This is a genomic window from Malaciobacter canalis (assembly GCF_008000835.1).
GTDB lineage: Bacteria > Campylobacterota > Campylobacteria > Campylobacterales > Arcobacteraceae > Malaciobacter > Malaciobacter canalis.
The window spans coordinates 552,831-573,985 of sequence record NZ_CP042812.1 but is presented as its reverse complement, the minus strand read 5'-3'; the positions used below and the strand labels follow the sequence as shown (position 1 = coordinate 573,985).

General features: G+C 26.1%; 18 protein-coding genes. 4 read left to right on the top strand and 14 right to left on the bottom strand.

Annotation, left to right across the window (positions count from 1 at the left end; genetic code table 11):
- Nucleotides 1-51: 51 nt before the first annotated feature.
- Both ACAN_RS02815 and ACAN_RS02810 read right to left on the bottom strand, forming a co-directional pair.
- Nucleotides 52-1,884, bottom strand: a complete 1,833-nt coding sequence (locus tag ACAN_RS02815) for a histidine kinase dimerization/phosphoacceptor domain -containing protein (RefSeq protein WP_099333903.1) — start codon at nt 1,882-1,884, stop codon at nt 52-54.
- Nucleotides 1,862-2,596 carry a response regulator gene (locus ACAN_RS02810; RefSeq protein WP_099333902.1) on the bottom strand — a complete coding sequence of 245 codons (735 nt, stop codon included), beginning with the start codon at nt 2,594-2,596 and terminating at the stop codon, nt 1,862-1,864. Before ACAN_RS02810 ends, ACAN_RS02815 begins: the two co-directional genes overlap by 23 nt.
- A 171-nt stretch (nt 2,597-2,767) precedes the next feature.
- Here ACAN_RS02810 and ACAN_RS02805 point away from each other — a divergent pair, with 171 nt between their 5' ends.
- From ACAN_RS02805 to ACAN_RS02790, 4 genes are all read left to right on the top strand, one after another.
- Nucleotides 2,768-3,028: a hypothetical protein gene (locus ACAN_RS02805; protein WP_099333901.1), complete on the top strand. Its 261-nt coding sequence runs from the start codon at nt 2,768-2,770 to the stop codon at nt 3,026-3,028.
- 2 nt (nt 3,029-3,030) lie between these two features.
- The gene (locus ACAN_RS02800; protein WP_099333900.1) at nt 3,031-4,581 is read left to right on the top strand and encodes a PepSY-associated TM helix domain-containing protein; all 1,551 of its coding nucleotides are present in this window, start codon (nt 3,031-3,033) and stop codon (nt 4,579-4,581) included.
- The gene (locus ACAN_RS02795) at nt 4,578-4,904 is read left to right on the top strand and encodes a DUF3325 family protein (RefSeq protein ID WP_099333899.1); all 327 of its coding nucleotides are present in this window, start codon (nt 4,578-4,580) and stop codon (nt 4,902-4,904) included. Before ACAN_RS02800 ends, ACAN_RS02795 begins: the two co-directional genes overlap by 4 nt.
- A gap of 106 nt (nt 4,905-5,010) precedes the next feature.
- A complete protein-coding gene (locus ACAN_RS02790) occupies nt 5,011-7,047 on the top strand; it encodes a TonB-dependent receptor domain-containing protein (protein WP_099333898.1) in 2,037 nt (678 codons plus the stop codon).
- A gap of 47 nt (nt 7,048-7,094) precedes the next feature.
- On the opposite strand, the gene ACAN_RS02785 is transcribed toward ACAN_RS02790, so the two are convergent.
- The 12 genes from ACAN_RS02785 to ACAN_RS02730 all read right to left on the bottom strand — a co-directional run bounded on the left by ACAN_RS02785 (nt 7,095) and on the right by ACAN_RS02730 (nt 21,138).
- The gene (locus tag ACAN_RS02785; RefSeq protein WP_099333897.1) at nt 7,095-8,306 is read right to left on the bottom strand and encodes an ABC transporter permease; all 1,212 of its coding nucleotides are present in this window, start codon (nt 8,304-8,306) and stop codon (nt 7,095-7,097) included.
- The gene (locus tag ACAN_RS02780; protein ID WP_099333896.1) at nt 8,306-9,010 is read right to left on the bottom strand and encodes an ABC transporter ATP-binding protein; all 705 of its coding nucleotides are present in this window, start codon (nt 9,008-9,010) and stop codon (nt 8,306-8,308) included. The genes ACAN_RS02785 and ACAN_RS02780 overlap by 1 nt, the downstream gene beginning before the upstream one ends.
- The gene (locus ACAN_RS02775; RefSeq protein WP_099333895.1) at nt 9,010-10,269 is read right to left on the bottom strand and encodes an efflux RND transporter periplasmic adaptor subunit; all 1,260 of its coding nucleotides are present in this window, start codon (nt 10,267-10,269) and stop codon (nt 9,010-9,012) included. Before ACAN_RS02775 ends, ACAN_RS02780 begins: the two co-directional genes overlap by 1 nt.
- The gene (locus tag ACAN_RS02770) at nt 10,269-11,465 is read right to left on the bottom strand and encodes a TolC family protein (RefSeq protein ID WP_099333894.1); all 1,197 of its coding nucleotides are present in this window, start codon (nt 11,463-11,465) and stop codon (nt 10,269-10,271) included. The genes ACAN_RS02775 and ACAN_RS02770 overlap by 1 nt, the downstream gene beginning before the upstream one ends.
- 153 nt (nt 11,466-11,618) lie before the next feature.
- The gene (locus ACAN_RS02765; protein WP_079579212.1) at nt 11,619-13,244 is read right to left on the bottom strand and encodes a cation:proton antiporter; all 1,626 of its coding nucleotides are present in this window, start codon (nt 13,242-13,244) and stop codon (nt 11,619-11,621) included.
- The gene (locus ACAN_RS02760) at nt 13,245-15,377 is read right to left on the bottom strand and encodes a DEAD/DEAH box helicase (RefSeq protein WP_099333893.1); all 2,133 of its coding nucleotides are present in this window, start codon (nt 15,375-15,377) and stop codon (nt 13,245-13,247) included.
- Complete coding sequence (locus ACAN_RS02755) at nt 15,361-15,801, bottom strand: bactofilin family protein (protein WP_079579208.1); 441 nt, start codon at nt 15,799-15,801, stop codon at nt 15,361-15,363. Before ACAN_RS02755 ends, ACAN_RS02760 begins: the two co-directional genes overlap by 17 nt.
- Entirely contained in the window at nt 15,747-16,649 is a 903-nt protein-coding gene (locus tag ACAN_RS02750) for a M23 family metallopeptidase (RefSeq protein ID WP_099333892.1), read from the bottom strand. Before ACAN_RS02750 ends, ACAN_RS02755 begins: the two co-directional genes overlap by 55 nt.
- The gene (locus tag ACAN_RS02745) at nt 16,639-17,808 is read right to left on the bottom strand and encodes a glutamate ligase domain-containing protein (RefSeq protein WP_099333891.1); all 1,170 of its coding nucleotides are present in this window, start codon (nt 17,806-17,808) and stop codon (nt 16,639-16,641) included. The genes ACAN_RS02750 and ACAN_RS02745 overlap by 11 nt, the downstream gene beginning before the upstream one ends.
- 8 nt (nt 17,809-17,816) lie before the next feature.
- Nucleotides 17,817-18,326 carry an LPS assembly lipoprotein LptE gene (gene lptE, locus ACAN_RS02740; RefSeq protein WP_099333890.1) on the bottom strand — a complete coding sequence of 170 codons (510 nt, stop codon included), beginning with the start codon at nt 18,324-18,326 and terminating at the stop codon, nt 17,817-17,819.
- A 2-nt stretch (nt 18,327-18,328) separates the two neighbouring features.
- A complete protein-coding gene (gene leuS / locus ACAN_RS02735) occupies nt 18,329-20,794 on the bottom strand; it encodes a leucine--tRNA ligase (protein ID WP_099333889.1) in 2,466 nt (821 codons plus the stop codon).
- The gene (locus ACAN_RS02730; RefSeq protein WP_079579201.1) at nt 20,794-21,138 is read right to left on the bottom strand and encodes a DUF6394 family protein; all 345 of its coding nucleotides are present in this window, start codon (nt 21,136-21,138) and stop codon (nt 20,794-20,796) included. Before ACAN_RS02730 ends, leuS begins: the two co-directional genes overlap by 1 nt.
- Nucleotides 21,139-21,155 lie beyond the last annotated feature (17 nt).

Below are 21,155 nucleotides of genomic sequence, written 5' to 3'. Positions count from 1 at the left end.
ATAAAGCAGAATATTGATTTTAAATATTCTGCTATCAAATTTTATTATAAGCTATATTTCTATTTTTATAATAAATTTTGCACCATTATCATATTCATATTTTACTTGCCCAAATAACTGATATTTTATAATTGAAAAAACAAGTTTTAATCCCAAAGTATCATCACAAATTTCATCAAAATCTTTTTTTAAACCACAGCCATTATCTTTTACAATTATTATCAAATCACTACTCTTTTTATTTATAGTAATATCTAATTTTGCATTATCATTATTATTATTATTATTAAAAGCATATTTATATGAGTTTGTTATTAATTCATTTAAAACTAAACCACAGGGCATTGCTTTTTCTATATTTAATTTTATTTTATCTACTACAATATTAGTTTTAACTTTTTTTTCAATATCATAAGAAGAAGATATAACTTCAATTAAATCAATCACATACTCATCGAAAAATATATCATTAATATTTGATGATTCATAAAGTTTTCTATGTAAAAGCTCCATTGTAAAAACTCTTTCTTGAATATCTATAAGTACTTTTTTGGTTTTTTCATCTTTAACCTCTTCTTCTTGTAACTCAATTAGTCCAATTGTTAAAGCTAAGTTATTTTTAACTCTATGATGTATCTCTTTTAAAAGTAACTCTTTTTCTTCTAAAGATTTTGTTATTTCTTTTGTTTTCTCTTCAACTTTTTTATCTAAAGTTTTAATACTATTTTCAAAAAAATCAAGCATAGAATCAAATGCTTGACCTAAAATACCTATGTCATCTTCATCTTTTACATTACATCTAATATTTTTCTTTCCTTGATTTACTTGTATTGCTGTTTTTGTAACTTTTTCAATATTTTTTAATATTCTTTTTATAAATAATAAAATTATAAAAAAACTTAATCCAACTGCAATTAAAGTTTCAGTTAATAAAAAAGTTACTCCCACATTATTCTTTTTATCAATATCTTCTTTATCAATAGTATGAGCTAATAAAAAGTATCTATTCTCTTTTATATTAGTACTTAATTTAATTATCCAAGTTAATACTTTTTTATTATTTATTTCATGTTCAATTGGGATATTCTCTTTTGAATTTAATATTTGTTCTAAACTCAAACTACCTGTTGGAATATTTTTTACATTTGAGAGTAAACTTAGTGTATATCTACTCTTTTTTTCTTTATCTTTTTTAGTATATAAAACTTGTTTTTTATTTTTCACAAAGCTTGGATTTAGCCAAAAAAGAGCTGTTTTTGAACTACTTAAACTTGCATCATATAATAACTTAGTATTGATATGCTCTTTTAAATTTTTTTCAAAACTCCAATGATTAGGATTTAAATCTTGTTTAGAACAAGTAAGAGATACTATTTTATTTTGATTTTTAATTTTGTAATTGTATATATATACAGTTTTATTTCTAAAGGATTTACTTTGTTCATTTATATTTTTTTCAATCCATTTATTTAATATTTTTGTACTATTATAACTTGAATTTATATTTATTAAACCATAAGAGCACCTACTTATTATTTTATTTTTATCTAAAAAATCTAATATTTTTTTATCTTCTAATAAAATAGTACTTGAATTTATTTTTTCCAATTCATTTTTAATTTTTTCTTTGTTTAATTTTATCTCTAAATCAGTTTGCATTTGCAATGATTTTCCAGTAACTTGAAATTGTACTTTTGTTAATTGAAGAGTTTTTGATACATAATCTATGACTTCTTTTTTATTTTTATCTTGAATCTTTGGTAAAATAAGTATTGCTCTAAATATTGAAAATATTATAATAAAAACAAAAAAAGATAATATAATTTTTGAAGTAAAAGATAGATGCTTTAAACTTAATATATCAAATATTTTTTTTAATAACATTTACCCTATAACCCTCTTCATATAGGTTTTCAAAAGGATTAAAACCTAATTTATTTTTCAATCTATATATTAATGATCTTAATTTAGACAAATCATAAACATCCTCTCTCCATATAAAATTGAAAATAGTATCAAAGTTTATTACTTTCCCTGCTTCTTTTGTTAATATATAAAAAAGTTTTTTTTCATTTTTTGTTAATTTGATAATATTATCATCAATAAATAATTCACAAGTTGTTTTATTATATTTTATATTTTCTTTTAAATATACAAAATCATTTTCTTTATTTTTAAATACTTTTTTATTTTTAAAAAAGTATTGATGCTTATGCATTGCTGTATTAATTGCAACTTTTAACTCTTCATTTCTACAAGGCTTAAGCAAATAAGCATAAGGCTCTGCCTCCATTGCTTCACTTAATATTTTGTCATTATAATATGAAGTAAGAAAAATAATAGGAATATTAAAATTCTTCCAAAGATAATTTGCTACTTCAATTCCTGTTTTTGATGAATTTAAATTTATGTCAACAATTGCAAGATCTGGATAATTATTTTGTGCATATAAAATCGCATCATTTGGAGAACTTGCAATATTACTTACATTAAGTCCAAATTTTTTTAATTTTAATTTTATAGCCATTGCCAAGATTGGTTCATCTTCGACTATTAATACATCAAACTCTTTATTTATAATTAAATTGCTAGACAATATAAACCTTTTCGTATAATTTTGATAATCATATTCAGTATTGTATATAAAGAAGATTAAAATAACTTTATACTATTTTATCAATTGATTTTAATAGTTACTATTAAAATGTCATTTTTTAATCATTATTCAAAGTTACAATTAGTATAAATTTAATACTTTGGAAAAAAAATGAAAATAATTAGATTTATACTTGCTTCATTTGGAGGTTATTTATTAACCTCATTAGCAACGATAACACTAACACTTGGTTTACCATTTGAAAATAAAGCAGAAGCTACTTTATTTGCTTCAATGATATCATTTATGATTTGGCTTTTGATAATTTTATATGCATTTAGTAATGTACAAATTAAAAAACTATTTTTTCAATTAGCAAGTGTATGTATCACTCTTTTTATAATAAATAATCTTTTAATGTTGGAAAGTTAATTATGGAAAAAAGTTTTAAAGAATCAATGAGATGGCTTCATACTTGGAGTGGATTAATTGTAGGTTGGATATTATTTGCAGTTTTTGTAACAGGAACTTTTTCTTATTATAAAGATGAAGTTACTTTATGGATGAAGCCTGAATTGCACTACTCAAAAGAGTCTAAAAATAGTTTAGATATTGCAAAACAAAAAGCTATAGAATTAGCACAAAACAACTCTAATATATCAATAACTTTACCAAATAGTCGCTCAAATATAATATCTGCAATGTGGCGAGAAAAAAGTGATAATTCCCATAGAGCAAAAAGAGTATATCAATACTATGATGCATCAAGTGGAGAAAATATAAACACAAGACAAACAGCGGGAGGTAACTTTTTATATAGATTTCATTTTGAACTATATGGCTTTCCAAGATATTTTTCAAGATGGGCAATTGCACTAGCAACAATGTCTATGTTTGTGGCTATTATTACAGGAATAATTATACATACAAGAATATTTAAAGATATATTTACATTAAGAGCAAAAGCTAATCCTAGAGGTTGGATGGATGCACATATAATTCCAGCTGTTGCAGCATTGCCATTTCATATTATGATTACTTATTCAGGTTTACTTTTATTTGCAAGATTAGTAATGCCATGGGGAATGCAAGCAGCTTATGACGGCGATTTTAGAGAATATAGAAGTGATTTAAGTAACTTAAAACAAACACAAATCATTCATCAAAATGTAAATAAAAAAGCTCAAAATAAGTCTTTAAGTTTTGAAAATCTAAATAAAGTTTTAATAAATGCAAATAAAGTTTGGCCTAATAATATTGGTGGTTTTTCTATTAATAAAAATAAAAATGGTTCATATGAAATACAAATTAGACCAAAAGAAACATCTTCTATTTTTAGTTCAAAATTTGAAAGGGAATACTTAACATATGATGCAAATACTGCAAAGCTTATTTCAAAAAATATACCTCCAACAACAAATAGCAATATAATTAATACAAATACAACTTTTGCAACTTTACATCGAGCAATATTTGCAAACTCTACAATGAGATTTCTGTTTTTTATTTGTGGAATAAGTGGTATTGTTTTAGCAGGAACTGGCTTAGTTTTATGGATAGAAAAAAGAAAGAAAAAACAAAAAATAAATACAAGCATTGGTTTTAAGCTTGTAGAAAAACTTAATATTGGAACAATTACAGGTTTATTTATTGCAATTGGAATATTTTTTATTGCAAATAGAGTAATTGAAGTAAATATTGAAAATAGACACCTTTTAGAAATAAATACTTTTTTTATAGCTTGGTTACTATGTTATATACATAGTTTTTTAAGACAAAGCAAAAAAGCGTGGATTGAGCAGATGATTATAACATCAATTATCTATTTTTCTATTCCAATTTTAAATGCATTATTTTGGACAAAAGATTTTCTAAATAGAGAAATAATGTATTTTTATTTTGATTTATTCTTTATTTTAACTGCTATTGTATTTGCAATTGGTTCATATTTTTTAATAAGAAATTCAAAAAAAGGTTTAAAATGACAGTGAGTGCATATATACTATACATAGCTTTAATTTTTTTAAGTATTAGCATGAATAAACACTATAAAGTAGTAATTAGTACTAATGTAAACAAAAACTACCAAATTGCATCAAAATTATTAGGAAATGCTCTTTTAATAATCAGTTTAGTTTTATTTATTAAAACTACTGGATTATCTCTTGGAATTACTTATTTTTTTGGATTTTTAGCACTTTTTATAATAATTATTGCTCTGTTTTTAACATATAAACCAAAACTACTAATATTTACTATATTTGTTTCTTTTTTATTTTGGGTATTAATAAAGTTTTTACTTAATTAATACCTTTATTTTTGATATCAATTTTAATATTGATTATCAAAATATCATTTTTCTATCATTATGTCTTACTACAATTATAAAATCACAAATACACAAGGGGAATTAAATGAACATAAAAAAACATTTTATTACTTCATTGGCTTTAGTAAGTTCTATTACTGTACTAAATGCTAATAATACAAAATTAAATGATGTAACTGTAGTAAGTGCTTCTGGAATTGAGCAAAATATTGCTGATGCAGCAGCTACAATTTCAGTTATTACAAAAGAAGAGTTAGAAAAGAAATCTTTTACAGATGTTACAGATGCATTGAAAAATGTACCTGGTTTATATGTTAATGGTGGTGGTTCAAACCAAAGTATTAGTATAAGAGGTATGGCAAAAGATTATACACTGTTTTTAATTGATGGAAAACCTATGCAAGGAAATGATACTTTTAGTCCAAATGGTAGTTTAAGCGGTGCGCCAATAAACTTTTTACCATCAATTGATAGTATTGAAAGAATTGAAATTATTAGAGGTCCAGCCTCATCACTTTATGGTTCAGATGCAATGGGTGGTGTAATTAATATCATCACAAAAAGAAATACAAATAAAGTTACTGCAAATATTTCAACAGAGTATATAAAAGCTGATTCATCAAATAAAGTAAATAATGACTCTATTCAAACAAATGCATATATTAGTTTACCTTTGATAGAAAATTTATTATCAGTATCAATTAATGGCTCAATACTAAACCAAGATGAGAGTAACTTTAAAAGTTCAGGTGCATTAAAAGCAGGTAGTGATCCAGATTTTGAAAGAAAAAATATAGGAACAAAATTTACATTAACTCCTGATAAAAATAATACAATAACAGCATCTTATGATTATAGAGTTCAAGAAAGAACTTCTAATCCAGGAAAAAGTATTTCAAAAACTTATATTGATAGAAAAGGAAATCTTGTAGAGAATGAAGTATCTCATCAAAAATCAGTAAATTATGCATATAGCCTTATGCATCAAGCAAACTATGATAAATTTCTTATAAACTCATATATCAATTATGAAAAAGCAAAAAACAATTCAAGAGTTAATGAAGCAACAGGAAATGGTATTGAGTTTGAAACTCTTACTTTTAATACTCAAGGAACATATTTCTTTGATAAAAACACAACTTCTATAGGATTTAATTATAAAGATGAAACTCTTGAAGATGGAGCAACAAGTTCACTTGATGATAGCATAGTAGAAATGAATAGATATCAATACTCTTTCTTTGCTGAGAATGAATGGTCAATTACACAAGATTTAGCTTTAACACTTAGTGGTAGATATGATGATAATGAAGCTTTTGGAAGTAATTTTAGTCCAAAAGCATATGCGGTTTATCATTTAACAGATAAATTTACTTTAAAAGGTGGAGTAACAGCAGGTTATAAAGCACCTTCATTAAGACAAGCTGCTCCTGATTTTGCAGGAATATCAAGAGGTGGTGTTATGATTGGTAACCCTGATTTAGAACCAGAAGAGAGCTTAAACTATGAAGCAGGATTAGCTTACAATGATTATGATTTAGGATTAAAAGCTAGTTTAGTAGCTTTTCATACGAAATTTGAAGATAAGATTCAAAGAACAGGTAAAATATGTCCACCAAACCAACCTTGCACATACAAAGGAACCTCTTATGAACCTCATAAATATGGGTATACAGCTTATGAAAATGTTGATGAAGCTGAGATTGAGGGTATTGAATTGACAACAGATTATAATATTACAGATAATTTATTATATAGACACTCATATACATATACAAAATCTGAGCAAAAATCAGGGGATAATAAAGGAAGACCTTTAAATGATATTTCAAAACATATGTTTAATGCTGGACTAGATTGGGAAGCAACAGGAAAACTTAATCTTTGGACTCAAGTAAACTATAGAAGTAAAACAGCAGGAGAAATCTCAAGAAGTGGTGAATTAAATAAACAACCATCATATACATTTGCTGATGCTGGATTAGTGTATGATGTTGCAAAAAATATCATTTTAAAAGCAGGGATTTATAATCTAACAAATAAAGAAGTAACTACAGATGATGGTTATGACAATGTTCTAGATGGAAGAAGATATAGCTTCTCAATGCAACTAAAATTCTAATATTTTAATAAAGTAAAGAAGAGTATTCTTCTTTACTTTAACCTTCACTATTCATATCTTAAAGCATCAATAGGATTTAATCTTGCAGCTTTTCTAGCTGGAAAATATCCAAAAATCACACCAATTAATGTAGAAAATATAAAAGCAATTATAATAATTTGAGTATTAATTATAAAAGGCAATTCCATAAAATGAACTGCAAAATATCCAATTGATATACCTAAAACTATTCCTATAATTCCACCAAGAGTAGATAAAACTATAGATTCAACTAAAAACTGTAATAAAACTTCGCTTTCCATAGCTCCAATTGCAAGCCTTGTTCCTATTTCCCTTGTTCTTTCTGTAACTGAAACTAACATTATATTCATAATACCTATTCCACCTACAAGTAAAGAAATAGCTGCAATTGAGCCTAAAAGATAAGTTAGCATTTTTGTTGTAGAAGTCATAGTTGAGAGTAAATCTTGCATATCTCTTATATAAAAGTTATTCTCTTCTGATTTTTTTATAGCTCTTCTTTCTTGCATTAATAAAGTGATATCTTTTTTTGCTTGTTTAATATTTTTACTTTCATTAATTGAAATTAAAATTGATTTAATATCTTTATTACCTTGTATTTTTCTTTGAAACATTTTTAAAGGTACTACAATAATCTCATCTTGATCTCTTCCAAATGCAGCTGCACCTTTTGATTTTAAAACACCTATTACTGTACAAGCAAAGCTGTTAAGTCTTACTTTTGCACCAAGAGGATCTTGATTATCAAAAAGCTGTTTTACAATAGTTGTACCTAAAATACAAGAAGTTTGTCCAAAATTTAATTCATTTTCATCAAACGCTCTTCCACTTTTTAATATCCAATCTTTAATAACAAAATAATCATTACTTGTTCCTATAATACTTGTTGTATAACTTTTATTTGAATATATTGCATTAACCAAGCTACTATTTTCAGCTGCAATTGCTTTTATATTAACAATTTGATTTTTTATAGCATCTATATCTACTTGTTTAAAAGCTCTTGCACTATTATCACTTCTTGGTTTTCCTCTTCTTTCTTGCCCTACTCTTAAAGTTAACATATTTGTTCCAAGCTTTGATATATTTTCTTGAACATTTGCAGTTGTTCCATCTCCAATCATTACCATAGCAATTACAGAAGTAACTCCAATTACAATTCCTAAAATTGTTAAAATTGACCGTAATATATTTCTTTTTATCTCTTTTAAAGCTATTAAAAAGGCATTTAGTAACATTATTTATATCCTTTTTTAAGAGTCTTTTCTATATGCCCATCTCTAAAGTATATAACTCTATTTGAGTATTTTGCCATCTCTTCTTCATGGGTTACCATAATAATAGTAATTCCTAACTCTTCATTTAGATGTTTTAATAAATCCATTATCTCAATACTTTTTATACTATCAAGATTTCCTGTTGGTTCATCTGCTAATAAAACTAAAGGATTTGTTACAATTGCTCTAGCAATTGCCACACGCTGTTGTTGTCCACCTGAAAGCTGAGCTGGAGTATGATGAATAACACTTCCTAGTCCAACTTTATTTAAAGCTTCAATAGCAAGTTCTTTTCTTTTTTTAGTAGAAACTTTTCTATATATTAAAGGTAATTCTACATTTTCTAAAGCACTAGTTCTTCCAAGAAGATTAAAACCTTGAAATACAAAACCTAAATAGTTTCTTCTAATAAGTGCCATTTGATTTCGATTTAACTTTTCTACATTTATTCCATCAAAAAGATACTCTCCACTTGTAGGAAAATCTAAACATCCAATCATATTCATAGAAGTTGATTTTCCACTTCCACTTGCACCCATTATTGATACAAATTCACCTTTTTTTATACTAAGACTAACTTTGTTTAAAGCATATGTTTTGGCTTCTGCTTTTCCATATGTTTTAACAATATCTTTAAACTCTATTATTGTTTTATCATCATTCATTAAATGCTCTTTTGAGAAATAACAACTTCATCATCAACTTTTAAAAGATTTGATTCAATACTTGTAAATCTTCCATCTGTTTGTAAAACTTTTACTCTTAGTTTTTTTAACTTATTATTTTCTAAAATATAGACTGTTTTATAAGATAAGCCTGCTAATTCTTTAGATTTTTTACTTTTTCTATCTCTTCTAAAAGGTCCTGTTAAACTCATACTTTTCTTTTTAACTTGTTCAATTTCACTTGGTTCAAATCTTAAAGCACTATTTGGAACAAGTAATTTATCTTTTAACTCAGTTGTAATAATATTTGCAGAAGCAGTCATCCCTGGTCTTAATAAAAGTTTTGCGTTATTTACTAAAGCTACTGTTTCATAAGTAACTACTCCACTCTCTTCTACAGGATTAAATCTTACTTGTTTTATTTTTCCTTTAAAAATCTCTTTTGGATATGCATCAACTGTAAAAGTTACATCCAAACCCTCTTTTATGTTTGCAACATCAGCTTCATCAATACTTACAATTAAATCCATTTTTGACAAATCTTTTGCAAGGGTAAAAAGTGTTGGTGTTGACATAGAAGCAGCAACTGTTTGTCCTACTTCAACTGCTTTGTTTAAAACTATTCCATCAATTGAAGATTTTACTACTGCTTTATCCAAATTTTCTTGGTCTGTTTTTAAATTATATTCAGCTTGCATAACTTTTGCTTTTGCTGCTTCATATGAAGCTTTTGAACTCTCATATGAAAACATCGAATCATCTAAATCATTTTTTGAGGGATATTTTCCCTTTGATTGCTCAAACATCTTAAGCATTCTTTCATAATTTAGCTTTTTATTTTTAACATTTACTTCACTCTCTTTTAGGTTTGCTTTTGAGATTGCAAGTGAAGCTTTTGAACTATCAACATGGGATTTTAATTTAGTCGTATCAAGTTTAGCCAAGACCTGCCCTACTTTAACCTTATCATTAAAATCAACATAAATCTCTTTTATAGTTCCAGATACTTCTATTCCAATATCTACACTATTTGTTGGATTTAAATTCCCTGTAGCCATAACAGATATTTGTAAATCACCCTTTTTTATTTTTTGTGTAATATAAGATATTTCTTGATTTTTATTGTCATTTTTCAATATAAAAAAATAGTAAGAAATAGCCAAAATAATAATAACTATAGCTATTAAATAAATATTTTTTTTCTTAGAACTATTACTTTTTGAATGTGCATTTAATTGCTCTTGTAAAGTTGAATCCATTAGTTATTTGCCTTTATTTGAAAGTATAATTTTGCATATTCAAGTTGCATATCTATATTATTTATTGCTAAATCATACTCATTTATTTTTTTTGTATTTTTTAATATTTCTAAATCATATTTTGAAGACATTCCAGCTTGACTTGAAACTTGATTTATTTGTATTAAATCATCATACAACTCTATATTTTCATTTATTATTTTGTTGTAGTTTTTATAAGTTTGTATTTTTGTTAAAGTTTCATCAAACTCTTTTTGTATTTGATTTTTTAAATCAATAAGATTAATTTTTTGTTTAAGTGATTCTAACCTTAACTTTTCTAAAGTTGCTTTTTTATTTATATCATATAAAGGCATTGATAAACTCAAACCAATAGAACCAGAGTTATTATCATCACGATTATTAGAGATTAAATCTTCATTTTCACTATATGATAAATTTGTAGATAAAGTTACCTTTGGTAAATAACTTGCTTTTTGCTTCTTATATGAAGTGTTTGCTAAATTAGCCAATGAGTCTTCATAAAGTAATTGGATATTTTTCTTTATATAATCACTCTTATTTATATTTGAAAAATCAATCAATTTTATTTCTTGATACTTTAACTTAGTATATTTTTCTAAAATTAATTTTTGTTTTTTTAATGAATTTTTTAAATTAACATTTTCTTTATACTGATTATTTTTTGCCATTATTGCATTATTTAACTCAATAATATCACTTTTGCCATTTTCATATTGAATCTTTTTTAAAATAAGTTCAATCTCTTTATTTTTTAACTCATAATCACTTTGCTCTAATTGTATATTGATTTTTTTTATTTGTAATAAAGTTTCATATACTGTTTGTAAAATTTGATTATTTTCATTTTGCCAATTTAAAAAATCTGATTGCAATTTTTCATTTGCATACTTAATAGTAAACTCAATTCCTCCAGACTCATATATACTTTGAGTAAAACCTAAAGAAACTGTTTTATTTAATTTATCACTTTCATCACTAAATGAATGACTTCTATTAATATTTGAGCTAATATTAATAGGAGAAATCCATTGATTTTTTGATTTTTCATGGTCTTGTTTTATTATCTTTTCATCTAAACTTCTTAACTGTTTTTTCTCTTTATTTAAAATATCTAAGTTTTGAGCATGCAAGTATAGACTTAAGAAACTACTTAATAGTAATATCTTTTTCAATTCATCTCCTTTATGAATAGTAATTATAAGTAAGCACTCTAAACCATTATTAAATCATAGTTTAATGGTTTATTAATAACACTAATAATGAGTATTTATATCAATAAATACAAAGAGTAATAACTTAAACTAAAGCTTATAAAAGCTTTAGTTTTACTTTTTTATAAAATCAAGTCTACAACTTCTTGTTTCTTCTAAAATTGCTTGAGATAAGACCTCATCTTCTATAATAACATGCTCAATATGTAATCTTTCTAACTCTTTTGCTTCACTTTTTCTTCCAACTTTTACTATCGTTTTTGTATTATGTGTCAAGTCATCAATTACTTCACATATTAGTGTTAATTTTTCAGGGTTATCAATTGCTACTACAATTGCTGCTGATTCTTTTATGTTTATTGATTGAAGTATTGTTTTACTAGCAGCATTTCCAAAAATTATAGGTTCATTTTTATCTTTTCCTATTTTGTAATACTTCATATTATGTTCAACTATTACATAGTTTCTATGTTCAGCTTTTAATTTTTCAACTACTTCTTGACCTAAATGTCCATAACCAATCACTACAATATGACCTTTTGTATCATCAGCTATTTGCATACTATTTACTATTTGCATTGTATCCTCAGGTAATATTCTAGCTGCAATTGAAGATAGATTTTTTAATACCAATGGAGTTAAAAGCATTGAAATAACTATTGTTACAATTAAAATTTGTGAATATGTTGGGTCAATTAAAGATTTACTTCTTGCTAATTCTAAAACTGCTAGAGAAAATTCACCTATTTGAACTAAAGATAAAGCTGTTTTAAATGCAACTCTTTTTGTATCATCAATTCTTACAAGTAAATAAATAATTATATATTTTAAGCCTAATAAAACAGGAAGTAAAATTAAAATAGTAAAAATATGTTCAGCTATTACTGAAAAATTAATTTGCATTCCAACTGTTATAAAAAATACTCCTAAAAGAAGATTTCTAAAAGGAACTAAGTCAGCTTCTACTTGATGCTTAAATTTTGTTTCACTAATCATCATACCAGCAATAAAAGCTCCTAATGAGTGTGAAAAACCAAAATAATAAGCCATATGAGAAGCTCCAATTGCTACTAATAAAACAGAAGCAACAAAAAGCTCTTCTGATTTAGATTCACTAACATACTCAAAAAAAGGTTCTAATAGATATTTACCAGTTACATAAAGAAGCAAAATTAAAATAAAAGCAGCAACTGTTGTTTCAAATATTATATTTGCAATAGATTTACTATCATCCATACTAAAAATTGAAATCATAAGCAAAATAGGAATTACTCCTATATCTTGCATAATTAAAATACCTAAAACTCTTCTTCCATAAGGCTTTTTAATATCTCCACTTTCATTATAAATTTTTAATACTATTGCAGTTGAAGAGAGTGATAAGGCAGCCCCTATTACTAAAGAGGTTTTATAATCAAAGCCAAGTATATACATACATACTAAAAAAACAAAAACAGTTGTTACAACTATTTGCAAACCACCTGTTACAAGTACCTCTTTTTTCATTTTATTTAAATGGTCAATTGAAAACTCTAAACCAATTGTAAACATTAAAAAAACTATACCAAACTCTGCTATTTCTTTTAAATCATGATTATTAACAGCATTATGTAAATCAAATAAATAAGCAATAATCGTACCTGTTGCAATATACCCTATAATAGTTGGAAGATTAAATCTTTTTAATAAAAGATTTACCATAACTGCAATAAATATTGTCCAAACGATAATCCCTAACATCTATTTTCCTATAATTTGTTTATAATACATTTGCTTATAGCCCTCAAGCCTTTTTTTATAAGCTGAGTTTAACATAGCATTTTTTGAATCTAAAAAATCAATTGCTAAACACTCTTGCCCATCTCTTCCAATTCTTCCTAAATACTGAATAAGTCTTCCATAATATGAAATTGGTGTTGCAAAAAGTATTGTATTTAAATGAGGAAAATCTATGCCCTCTCCAAAATATGAAGTAGTTGCAAGTACCAAATTTTTTGTTTTAACTTGCTTCATATTTTCATCTTGTTCTTTTTTATTCATGCTTCCATGAATACAAACATAATCAATACCTTCACTACTTAACAAATCCTCAAGTACTTTTAAATGTTCTATTCTATCGCTTAAAACTAAAATTTTTCTTGTAATAAAAGTTTTGATTTGTTCCAAAATCAAAGAATTACGATTTTTATCTATACATAGTTCATTTATTAATGTTGCATAATTATCTGCATTACTTTCAAAATCTGTTCTAATTACTTTTAATCTATTTAAACTTGTTTTCTTTTTTACATGCTCATATGATATATCACCTAGTTGTTGAAATAAAATAGGATCTAATCCATCTTTTCTTTTAGGTGTTGCACTAAGACCTAGGATATATTTTCCATGAAACTGCTTAATTATTTGTTCAAAAGTTACAGCTGGAATATGGTGACACTCATCTACTATTACAAAAGAATAATCATTTATAATATCAGGATCATTTTTCAAACTTTGCATTGTTGCAACGTCAATTTGACCTGTTAATTTATTTTTTCCTTTTCCTAAGTAACCTATATCTTTTTTATCATATTTAAAATAATCCACAAATCTTTGAATCCATTGTGTTAACAACATATTTTTATTAACAATAATTAAAGTACTACAAGCTCTAAGCTCTATCATCTTTGCACCAATTAAAGTTTTTCCAAAACCAGGAGGTGCAACACAAATAGAAAAATCAGTTTTTAATATATTATCAATTGCATCTTGCTGTTCATCTCTTAGTGTAAAAACCACTTTTTTTGTTTGAATTTTTTCAAAATATTTTTTATCATCAAGTAGATATTTAATACTATTTGTCTTAAAAAAATCCAATGTTTTATAAATAAGTCCCCTTGGAAGTTTTAAATACTTTTCATCTTCTTCATAATTTTTTATAACTCTTGGAGTATTATATAGTGGTTTTCTAAGACTTAAAAGTACTTTTATTTGAGGGTTTTCAAAACTAGCAAAACTTTTTAGTTTATTTATTAAGCCTTTTGATAAATCTTTTGTTGGAATATATAAAAAATCATAAATTATAAGTTTTAACTCAAAACTTGGAAATATTATCTCTTCAAAAGTTGTTTCATCAAAACTTTTTATTTTCTCTTCTTGACATAAAGGTATAACTTGTTGTTTTTTTACCTTTGCAACGTTATTTAGGACACTCCATTGATCATCATAAACTTTTGAAGTATTAATATCAATAAAAACTGTTTGATTGTTTTTTCTATAATTTAAATGAAGAGGTAAAGTAATATATGAACCTAAATTTGCCTTTGTAGCAAACTGTTCTTTAGGAAAAATCTTTGCAGTTATATTTGCTCTTCTTAAGATTTCATTTGCAAATAAATTTGCCATTTTTGCACTAATTTTTTCTTCAAAAAATATCCAAGCTTTTAAACTATCAAATGGTGTAATTTCATAATATGCTCTAATATTTAAAGAGTTTAAAGTTATTTGTAACTTAAACTTATCCTCATCTAAAAGTTCAAATACAACATATTTACAAGAATTAGAATGATCTATTACATATGTTGCTATATCATTTAAACCTCTTAGATGAAGCTCAATCTCTTGGTTTGTTAAAGGTATAAAATCCTCACCCTTAAAAGTTTGTGTTACAGGAAAATATTTTTGTTTTTTATTATCTTTGCTAATCCATTTTTTAGCATAAATATCAAATCTATTTACAAATAATGATTTGAAAAGTTCAATTTTCTCATTTTTTGAAAAAGATTTATTTAGCTTTTTTTCATTTTGAAGTTGAGCCTCTAAATATTTTATTTGCTCTTCAATACTTCTTTTTTGATTATAAAGCTGTTCTAATCTTTCACGAATTTTTATCATGTGTAATTGGTTTTGGTGATACTATAATATTATTAATTTTTTGCTCAATTTCACCATATCTACTTGTAAGTTTTGAGCCTTTTCTAATACCTTGCCCTTCGAATTTTCCTTCTTCTTCAATTACTAATTCATTATATTTTATTTCACCTATTACTTTTCCTGAAGATAATACATGAACTTCATTGCAATCTATTTTTCCATCAAATAATCCACTAACAATTAAATTATTTGCTTTTATATCTCCAATTACTTCACCTGTTTGACCAATTGTAATTACATCAGCTTCTAAAATAACACCTTCAAATTTACCATCAATATGTACAGTACCTTCTGTACTTATTCCACCAATAATGCAAGTGCCTGAAGCAATTACTGTTGCACTATTTTCTTGTGATCGCTTATTAGTTTTACCAAAGATTCCCATGGAATTCTCCTTTGTTTTTTAAAAATCATGTCATAATTTTTCATATTCCACTTTATGAAATAATAAGGACTAATTATCTTTACTCCATATCTAATTTCATAATGTAAATGAGGTCCTGAACTTGTTCCACTATTTCCACTAAGCCCAACTAACTCACCTTTTCTTATAACTTGTCCTAATTTAACTTTTGTTTTATTTAAATGTGCATAAACAGTTTGGAAACCGTATCCATGCATAATTTTAACAACTCTTCCAAAACCACCCCTATCTCTTGATTGAACATAACTTACAACCCCATCAGCAGTTGCATAAACTTCTGTTCTCATTCTAGCTCTTAAATCAATACCTCTGTGAAACTTCTTTTTTTTAGTTATGGGATGTGTTCTATATCCATAACTTGAAGTTATCACTGTCTTTTTTAAAGGACTTCCATTTGGAATTATTTTTAACATAAAAACTTTTTCAACTGTAGTCATAGTTGCTAAAGTTGCTCTTTTTATAGGACCTGCATCATCATCTTTTTTTATTCCTATTATCTCTTCAAGATGATCAAGTTTTGAACTTAACTCTTCTATATCATCAACTTTACCTTTTATTTGATTAGAGTAAAAACTATTTTGAGCTAATAACTCTTTCTCTTTTTTTTCTAAAGATAAAATTTGTTCTTCTTTAGTCTGTTTTACTTGTGTTATTTCTTTATTTAAATATGAAATCAACCAAAAACTGCTCCCTAAAACCACTACTGCAACAACTATAAAAATTTTAAGAAATTTTCTAACAAATTGATGTATATTATATGACTTTGTTCCACTTACATCTGATACTGTAATAATTAATCTATTTTTCATCAACACCTAAAAAACCTAAAAATTTTTCTACTACTAAAAAAGAACCAAATACTAAATACTCTTTATCTTTTTTTAGTTCAAGATTAAAACTTGCCATTATATTGTAACTTTTACAAATTTCTAATAAATTCAGTTTATCTACAATTCTTTTATCATCAATTTCAATAATAATTACTTCATCAATTATAGGTTTTAAAACTCTTAAAACCTCTTTATAATCTTTATCTTTATAAGAATTGTATATTAATGTAATTTTTTTATCTTTAAAATGCTCTTTTAAAGCTCTTGCAGCTAAAGGATTATGTCCAACATCAATAGTGATATTAGATGCAATCTTTTCACATCTTCCTTTTAAATTTACATCATCAAATAACTTTAAATCAATATCTATATTTAAAAACTCTAAACATGAAATCACTAAATGTAAATTATTTATTAAATATCTAGGAAAATCAATACTAAAACTATATTCATCAAAATCTTCTACAAAAGCAATATTTATTTGTTTATTAAACTCATTATTAATCTCTTCTTTAACTTTTAAAGCACTCTTTTTTACACTTTCATGTATTTGATAGCCAACAATCATCTGCTTATCACATGCACGCATTTTAGTTCTTGCTATTTCTTCAACACTATTACCTAAAAAAGATTGATGGTCTAAATCAATTGTTGTTATTAAACTAAGACTATTCTCTACTACATTAGTTGCATCAAACTCTCCACCAAGTCCTGCTTCTAAGATTATATAATCAGATTTTGAACTAATATATAATGCAAGTAAAGTTGTGTATTCAAAATATGTAAGTTTTTCTAAAAGTTGTAAATCAAGTATATTTTGTATTTTTTTATGTGCATTTTCAAGCACTTCATTATTTACATCGTTTCCGTTTAGCCATATTCTTTCATTGAAATTAATAATATGTGGTGAGCTATAATGAACTACATTGAAATTTTTTTTATGTAAATAATGAGCTAAAAATCTTCCTGTACTACCTTTACCATTTGTTCCAACAATATGAATTACATATGGTAAATCAATATAAGTTTTTAGACACTCCCAAGAGTTTTTAACTGTTGAGAAGTCTATTTTGTCATAATAAAGGGTTTTGTACTTTAAAAACCCTTCTAAATCAATATCTTTCAAATTTTCTTGCATTATTTAATCTACTTTTTAAAAGAGTAAACTGCAATTTTTGAGATAACCTCTTCTAAAGCTTTTGAAGCCGCACTTTTAATTGCTTCAAATCTTTTTGTATCTGTTATTGTTGTTCCCTCAATAGAAAACTCATGAGTTCCAGATACATTAAATGAATTATTGTATTCACTATTTTCATATCTTACATTTATATTTACATTTGCTCTATAAAGCTTCGTAAAACCTTGTTTATCATAATCTAGTTCATTCATAGATACACTACCAAGTCTTAAATAAATAATCGTATCTGCTTCATCTTTATTTGTAACTAGTTTTGCATCTAGCCTATGTACTAAAAGTTCATTCATTGCATCTTTGATTAAAACCGAGTTTTTTGGATCTTTTAAATTTACAAATAAATCAACAAATACATTTCCTTTAATTTGTTGTTTTGCATAATAACTTGAAGGCTTATATCCACACCCTACTAAAATAGATATTACAAAAAATGAAATTAGTACTAATAGACTCTTTTTCATTACTAACCTTTTATTACTAAATTAACCAATTTATTTGGTACTACAATTTCTTTTATTATTTCTTTATTTTCAATCCACTTTAAAGCAACTTTTTTTGCTTCTACTAAAATATCTTCTTTTGATGTATTAGGAGCTACTTCAATTTCACATCTTTTTTTACCATTTATTGTAACTGCTAAAACTATTGAATCAAGAGAAAATACTTCTTCTTTTATTTTTATTTCACTATGAAAATTTTCTTTATCAAATAACTTATCTGATAATTCCCAACAAGTATGAGGAATAATAGGTTCTAAAATATTTGTCAAAATATAATATCCCTCAGCCCAAACCAACTCATTTTCTTGAGATTGTAAGGCATTTAAAGCTTCCATAGCTCCTGCTATTAATGTATTAAAAGTATAAGTTTTTGTAAATACATCATTTGCTCTTTTCAATGCTTCATAAACTTTTTTTCTTGCTTCTTTTTCAGGTTTTGATAAAGAAGAGTGTTCAATATTTGCAAAATTACTAGCTGCTTCATTTGTAACATGAGAACTTCTTTGAACAAACTTTTTAATAAACTTAAATGCTCCATCAACAGCACTGTCATTCCACTCTAACTCTTTTGTTGGAGGCGCAGCAAAAAGAATAAAAAGTCTTGCAGTATCAGCACCATACTTTTCTACAATAGAATCAGGGTCAACTACATTTCCTTTTGATTTAGACATTTTTGCACCATCTTTAAGAACCATTCCTTGAGTAAGTAACTGTTTAAATGGTTCTCTTGAATTTATGTATCCTAAATCATTTAATACTTTTGTAAAAAATCTTGCATAAAGTAGATGTAAAATTGCATGTTCAATTCCACCAATATATTGGTCAACATCCATCCAATAATCAGCATCCTTTTTAGAAATACCCTCTTTTTGCCATTTTTTATGATTTGTAGCGTATCTTAAAAAATACCAAGATGATTGAACAAATGTATCCAAAGTATCTGTTTCTCTTGTTGCTTCTTTTCCACATTTAGGACAAGTACATTTTTTCCAAGATTCATGGGTATCTAAAGGATTTCCTTTCCCTGTTATTTCAACATCTTCTGGTAATGCAATTGGTAGATTTTCTATTTTTTCAGGTACTAAACCACAATCATCACAATGTACAAAAGGAATTGGAGCTCCCCAATATCTTTGTCTTGATACTCCCCAATCTCTTAATTTATAATTTATTTGTTTTTTACCAATTGAGTTTTGTTCAAAGTGATAAATAATTGCTTTTTTAGCTTTATTACTTTTAAGTCCTGAAAAACTTTCAGAGTTTATCAATTCTCCATATTCAGTATAAGCTTCACTTGGATTATCAATAATACCATCAGTTCCAACAATCACTTGTTTAATTGGTAAGTTATACTGTTTTGCAAACTCAAAGTCTCTTTGATCATGTGCAGGAACTGCCATAACAGCACCTCCACCATATGATGCAAGTACAAAATTTGCAACCCAGACAGGAATAGATTCACCTGTTAATGGATGTATCACATCAATTTCTAAAGAAACACCTTCTTTAGGCATAGCTGCTCTATCTCTTTCACTCACTTTTTGCATTGCTTTAATAGCATTTATTTTATTTTCTGGAAGTAATTTATTATCAATAATATATTTTACAATAGGATGTTCTACTGCTAAAGCTGAATATGAAACTCCATAGATTGTATCAGGTCTAGTTGTAAATACCTCAAATGAACTAAATTGCTTATCTAATTTGTAGTGAGACTCTTTTGAAAGTTCTAGTTCAAACTCTAAACCTTCACTTCTTCCAATCCAGTTTTCTTGCATTGTTAAAACTTGACTTGGCCAAGAACCATCTAAAGTTTTTAACTCATCAAGTAACTCTTGTGCATATTTTGTAATAGCTACATAATATCCTGGCATCTCTTTTTGTTCTACAGGAGTATCACATCTCCAACAACATCCCTCTTCTACTTGTTCATTTGCTAAAACTGTATGACAAGGCTCACACCAATTTACAGTAGTTGATTTTCTATATAAAAGTCCTGCTTCATACATTTTGATAATAAACTCTTGTTCCCATTTTGTATAAAGTTCATCAGATGTAGCAAACTCTTGATTTTCAGAAAAAGATAATCCTAAAGCTCTCAACTCATTTCTCATATAATCAATATTTTCATAAGTCCATTTTTTAGGATGAAGTTTGTGTTTTATTGCAGCATTTTCAGCAGGCATTCCAAAACTATCCCATCCAATTGGATGTAATACATTATAATCTGCTTTTCTAAAATACCTAGCAAAAGCATCTCCTAAACAGTAGTTTCTAACATGCCCCATATGAATTCTACCACTTGGATATGGGAACATACTTAAAATATATTTTTTTTCTTTTTTCGTATCTTCACTTGGTTCAAAACTATTGTTTTCGCTCCAATATTGTTGCCATTTTTTTTCTATATCTTGTGGATTATATTCCATTAATAAATATCCTTACTTTCGCTTTTTGCACTCTCAATTAGTGCTAATGCTATTGAGAAAAGATTTGCCACAACTGCACCTATTGCTAATGCAATTGATAATCTTTCATCACCCGTAAAAGTCAATACCATAAACGCAGGAATTAAGTGTAAATCTGCAACTAAAGAACTTGCTAAGAGTTCTGCTGCTAAAAGATTTTTTACACCAATTTTTAAAATAGTTGATATTACGTTTACACCTGCTGCTAAAAACAGTGCAACTGCATTTGGTTCATAGATAAAACCTGCTGTTGTTGTGAGTGACATGAGTGAGAAAAATATATAAGTAACCTTGCCCCAATCCATATTAATCCTTTGATTTT

Excerpts from the sequence above, each read along its gene's own strand:
- lptE (WP_099333890.1), bottom strand. The coding sequence starts at position 18,326 with ATGAAAAAGAGTCTATTAGTACTAATTTCATTTTTTGTAATATCTATT.
- ACAN_RS02775 (WP_099333895.1), bottom strand. The coding sequence starts at position 10,269 with ATGGATTCAACTTTACAAGAGCAATTAAATGCACATTCAAAAAGTAAT.
- ACAN_RS02800 (WP_099333900.1), top strand. The coding sequence starts at position 3,031 with ATGGAAAAAAGTTTTAAAGAATCAATGAGATGGCTTCATACTTGGAGT.
- ACAN_RS02730 (WP_079579201.1), bottom strand. The coding sequence starts at position 21,138 with ATGGATTGGGGCAAGGTTACTTATATATTTTTCTCACTCATGTCACTC.
- ACAN_RS02785 (WP_099333897.1), bottom strand. The coding sequence starts at position 8,306 with ATGTTACTAAATGCCTTTTTAATAGCTTTAAAAGAGATAAAAAGAAAT.
- ACAN_RS02805 (WP_099333901.1), top strand. The coding sequence starts at position 2,768 with ATGAAAATAATTAGATTTATACTTGCTTCATTTGGAGGTTATTTATTA.
- ACAN_RS02790 (WP_099333898.1), top strand. The coding sequence starts at position 5,011 with ATGAACATAAAAAAACATTTTATTACTTCATTGGCTTTAGTAAGTTCT.
- ACAN_RS02765 (WP_079579212.1), bottom strand. The coding sequence starts at position 13,244 with ATGTTAGGGATTATCGTTTGGACAATATTTATTGCAGTTATGGTAAAT.
- ACAN_RS02750 (WP_099333892.1), bottom strand. The coding sequence starts at position 16,649 with ATGAAAAATAGATTAATTATTACAGTATCAGATGTAAGTGGAACAAAG.
- ACAN_RS02780 (WP_099333896.1), bottom strand. The coding sequence starts at position 9,010 with ATGAATGATGATAAAACAATAATAGAGTTTAAAGATATTGTTAAAACA.
- ACAN_RS02795 (WP_099333899.1), top strand. The coding sequence starts at position 4,578 with ATGACAGTGAGTGCATATATACTATACATAGCTTTAATTTTTTTAAGT.
- ACAN_RS02745 (WP_099333891.1), bottom strand. The coding sequence starts at position 17,808 with ATGCAAGAAAATTTGAAAGATATTGATTTAGAAGGGTTTTTAAAGTAC.
- ACAN_RS02760 (WP_099333893.1), bottom strand. The coding sequence starts at position 15,377 with ATGATAAAAATTCGTGAAAGATTAGAACAGCTTTATAATCAAAAAAGA.
- ACAN_RS02755 (WP_079579208.1), bottom strand. The coding sequence starts at position 15,801 with ATGGGAATCTTTGGTAAAACTAATAAGCGATCACAAGAAAATAGTGCA.
- ACAN_RS02815 (WP_099333903.1), bottom strand. The coding sequence starts at position 1,884 with ATGTTATTAAAAAAAATATTTGATATATTAAGTTTAAAGCATCTATCT.
- leuS (WP_099333889.1), bottom strand. The coding sequence starts at position 20,794 with ATGGAATATAATCCACAAGATATAGAAAAAAAATGGCAACAATATTGG.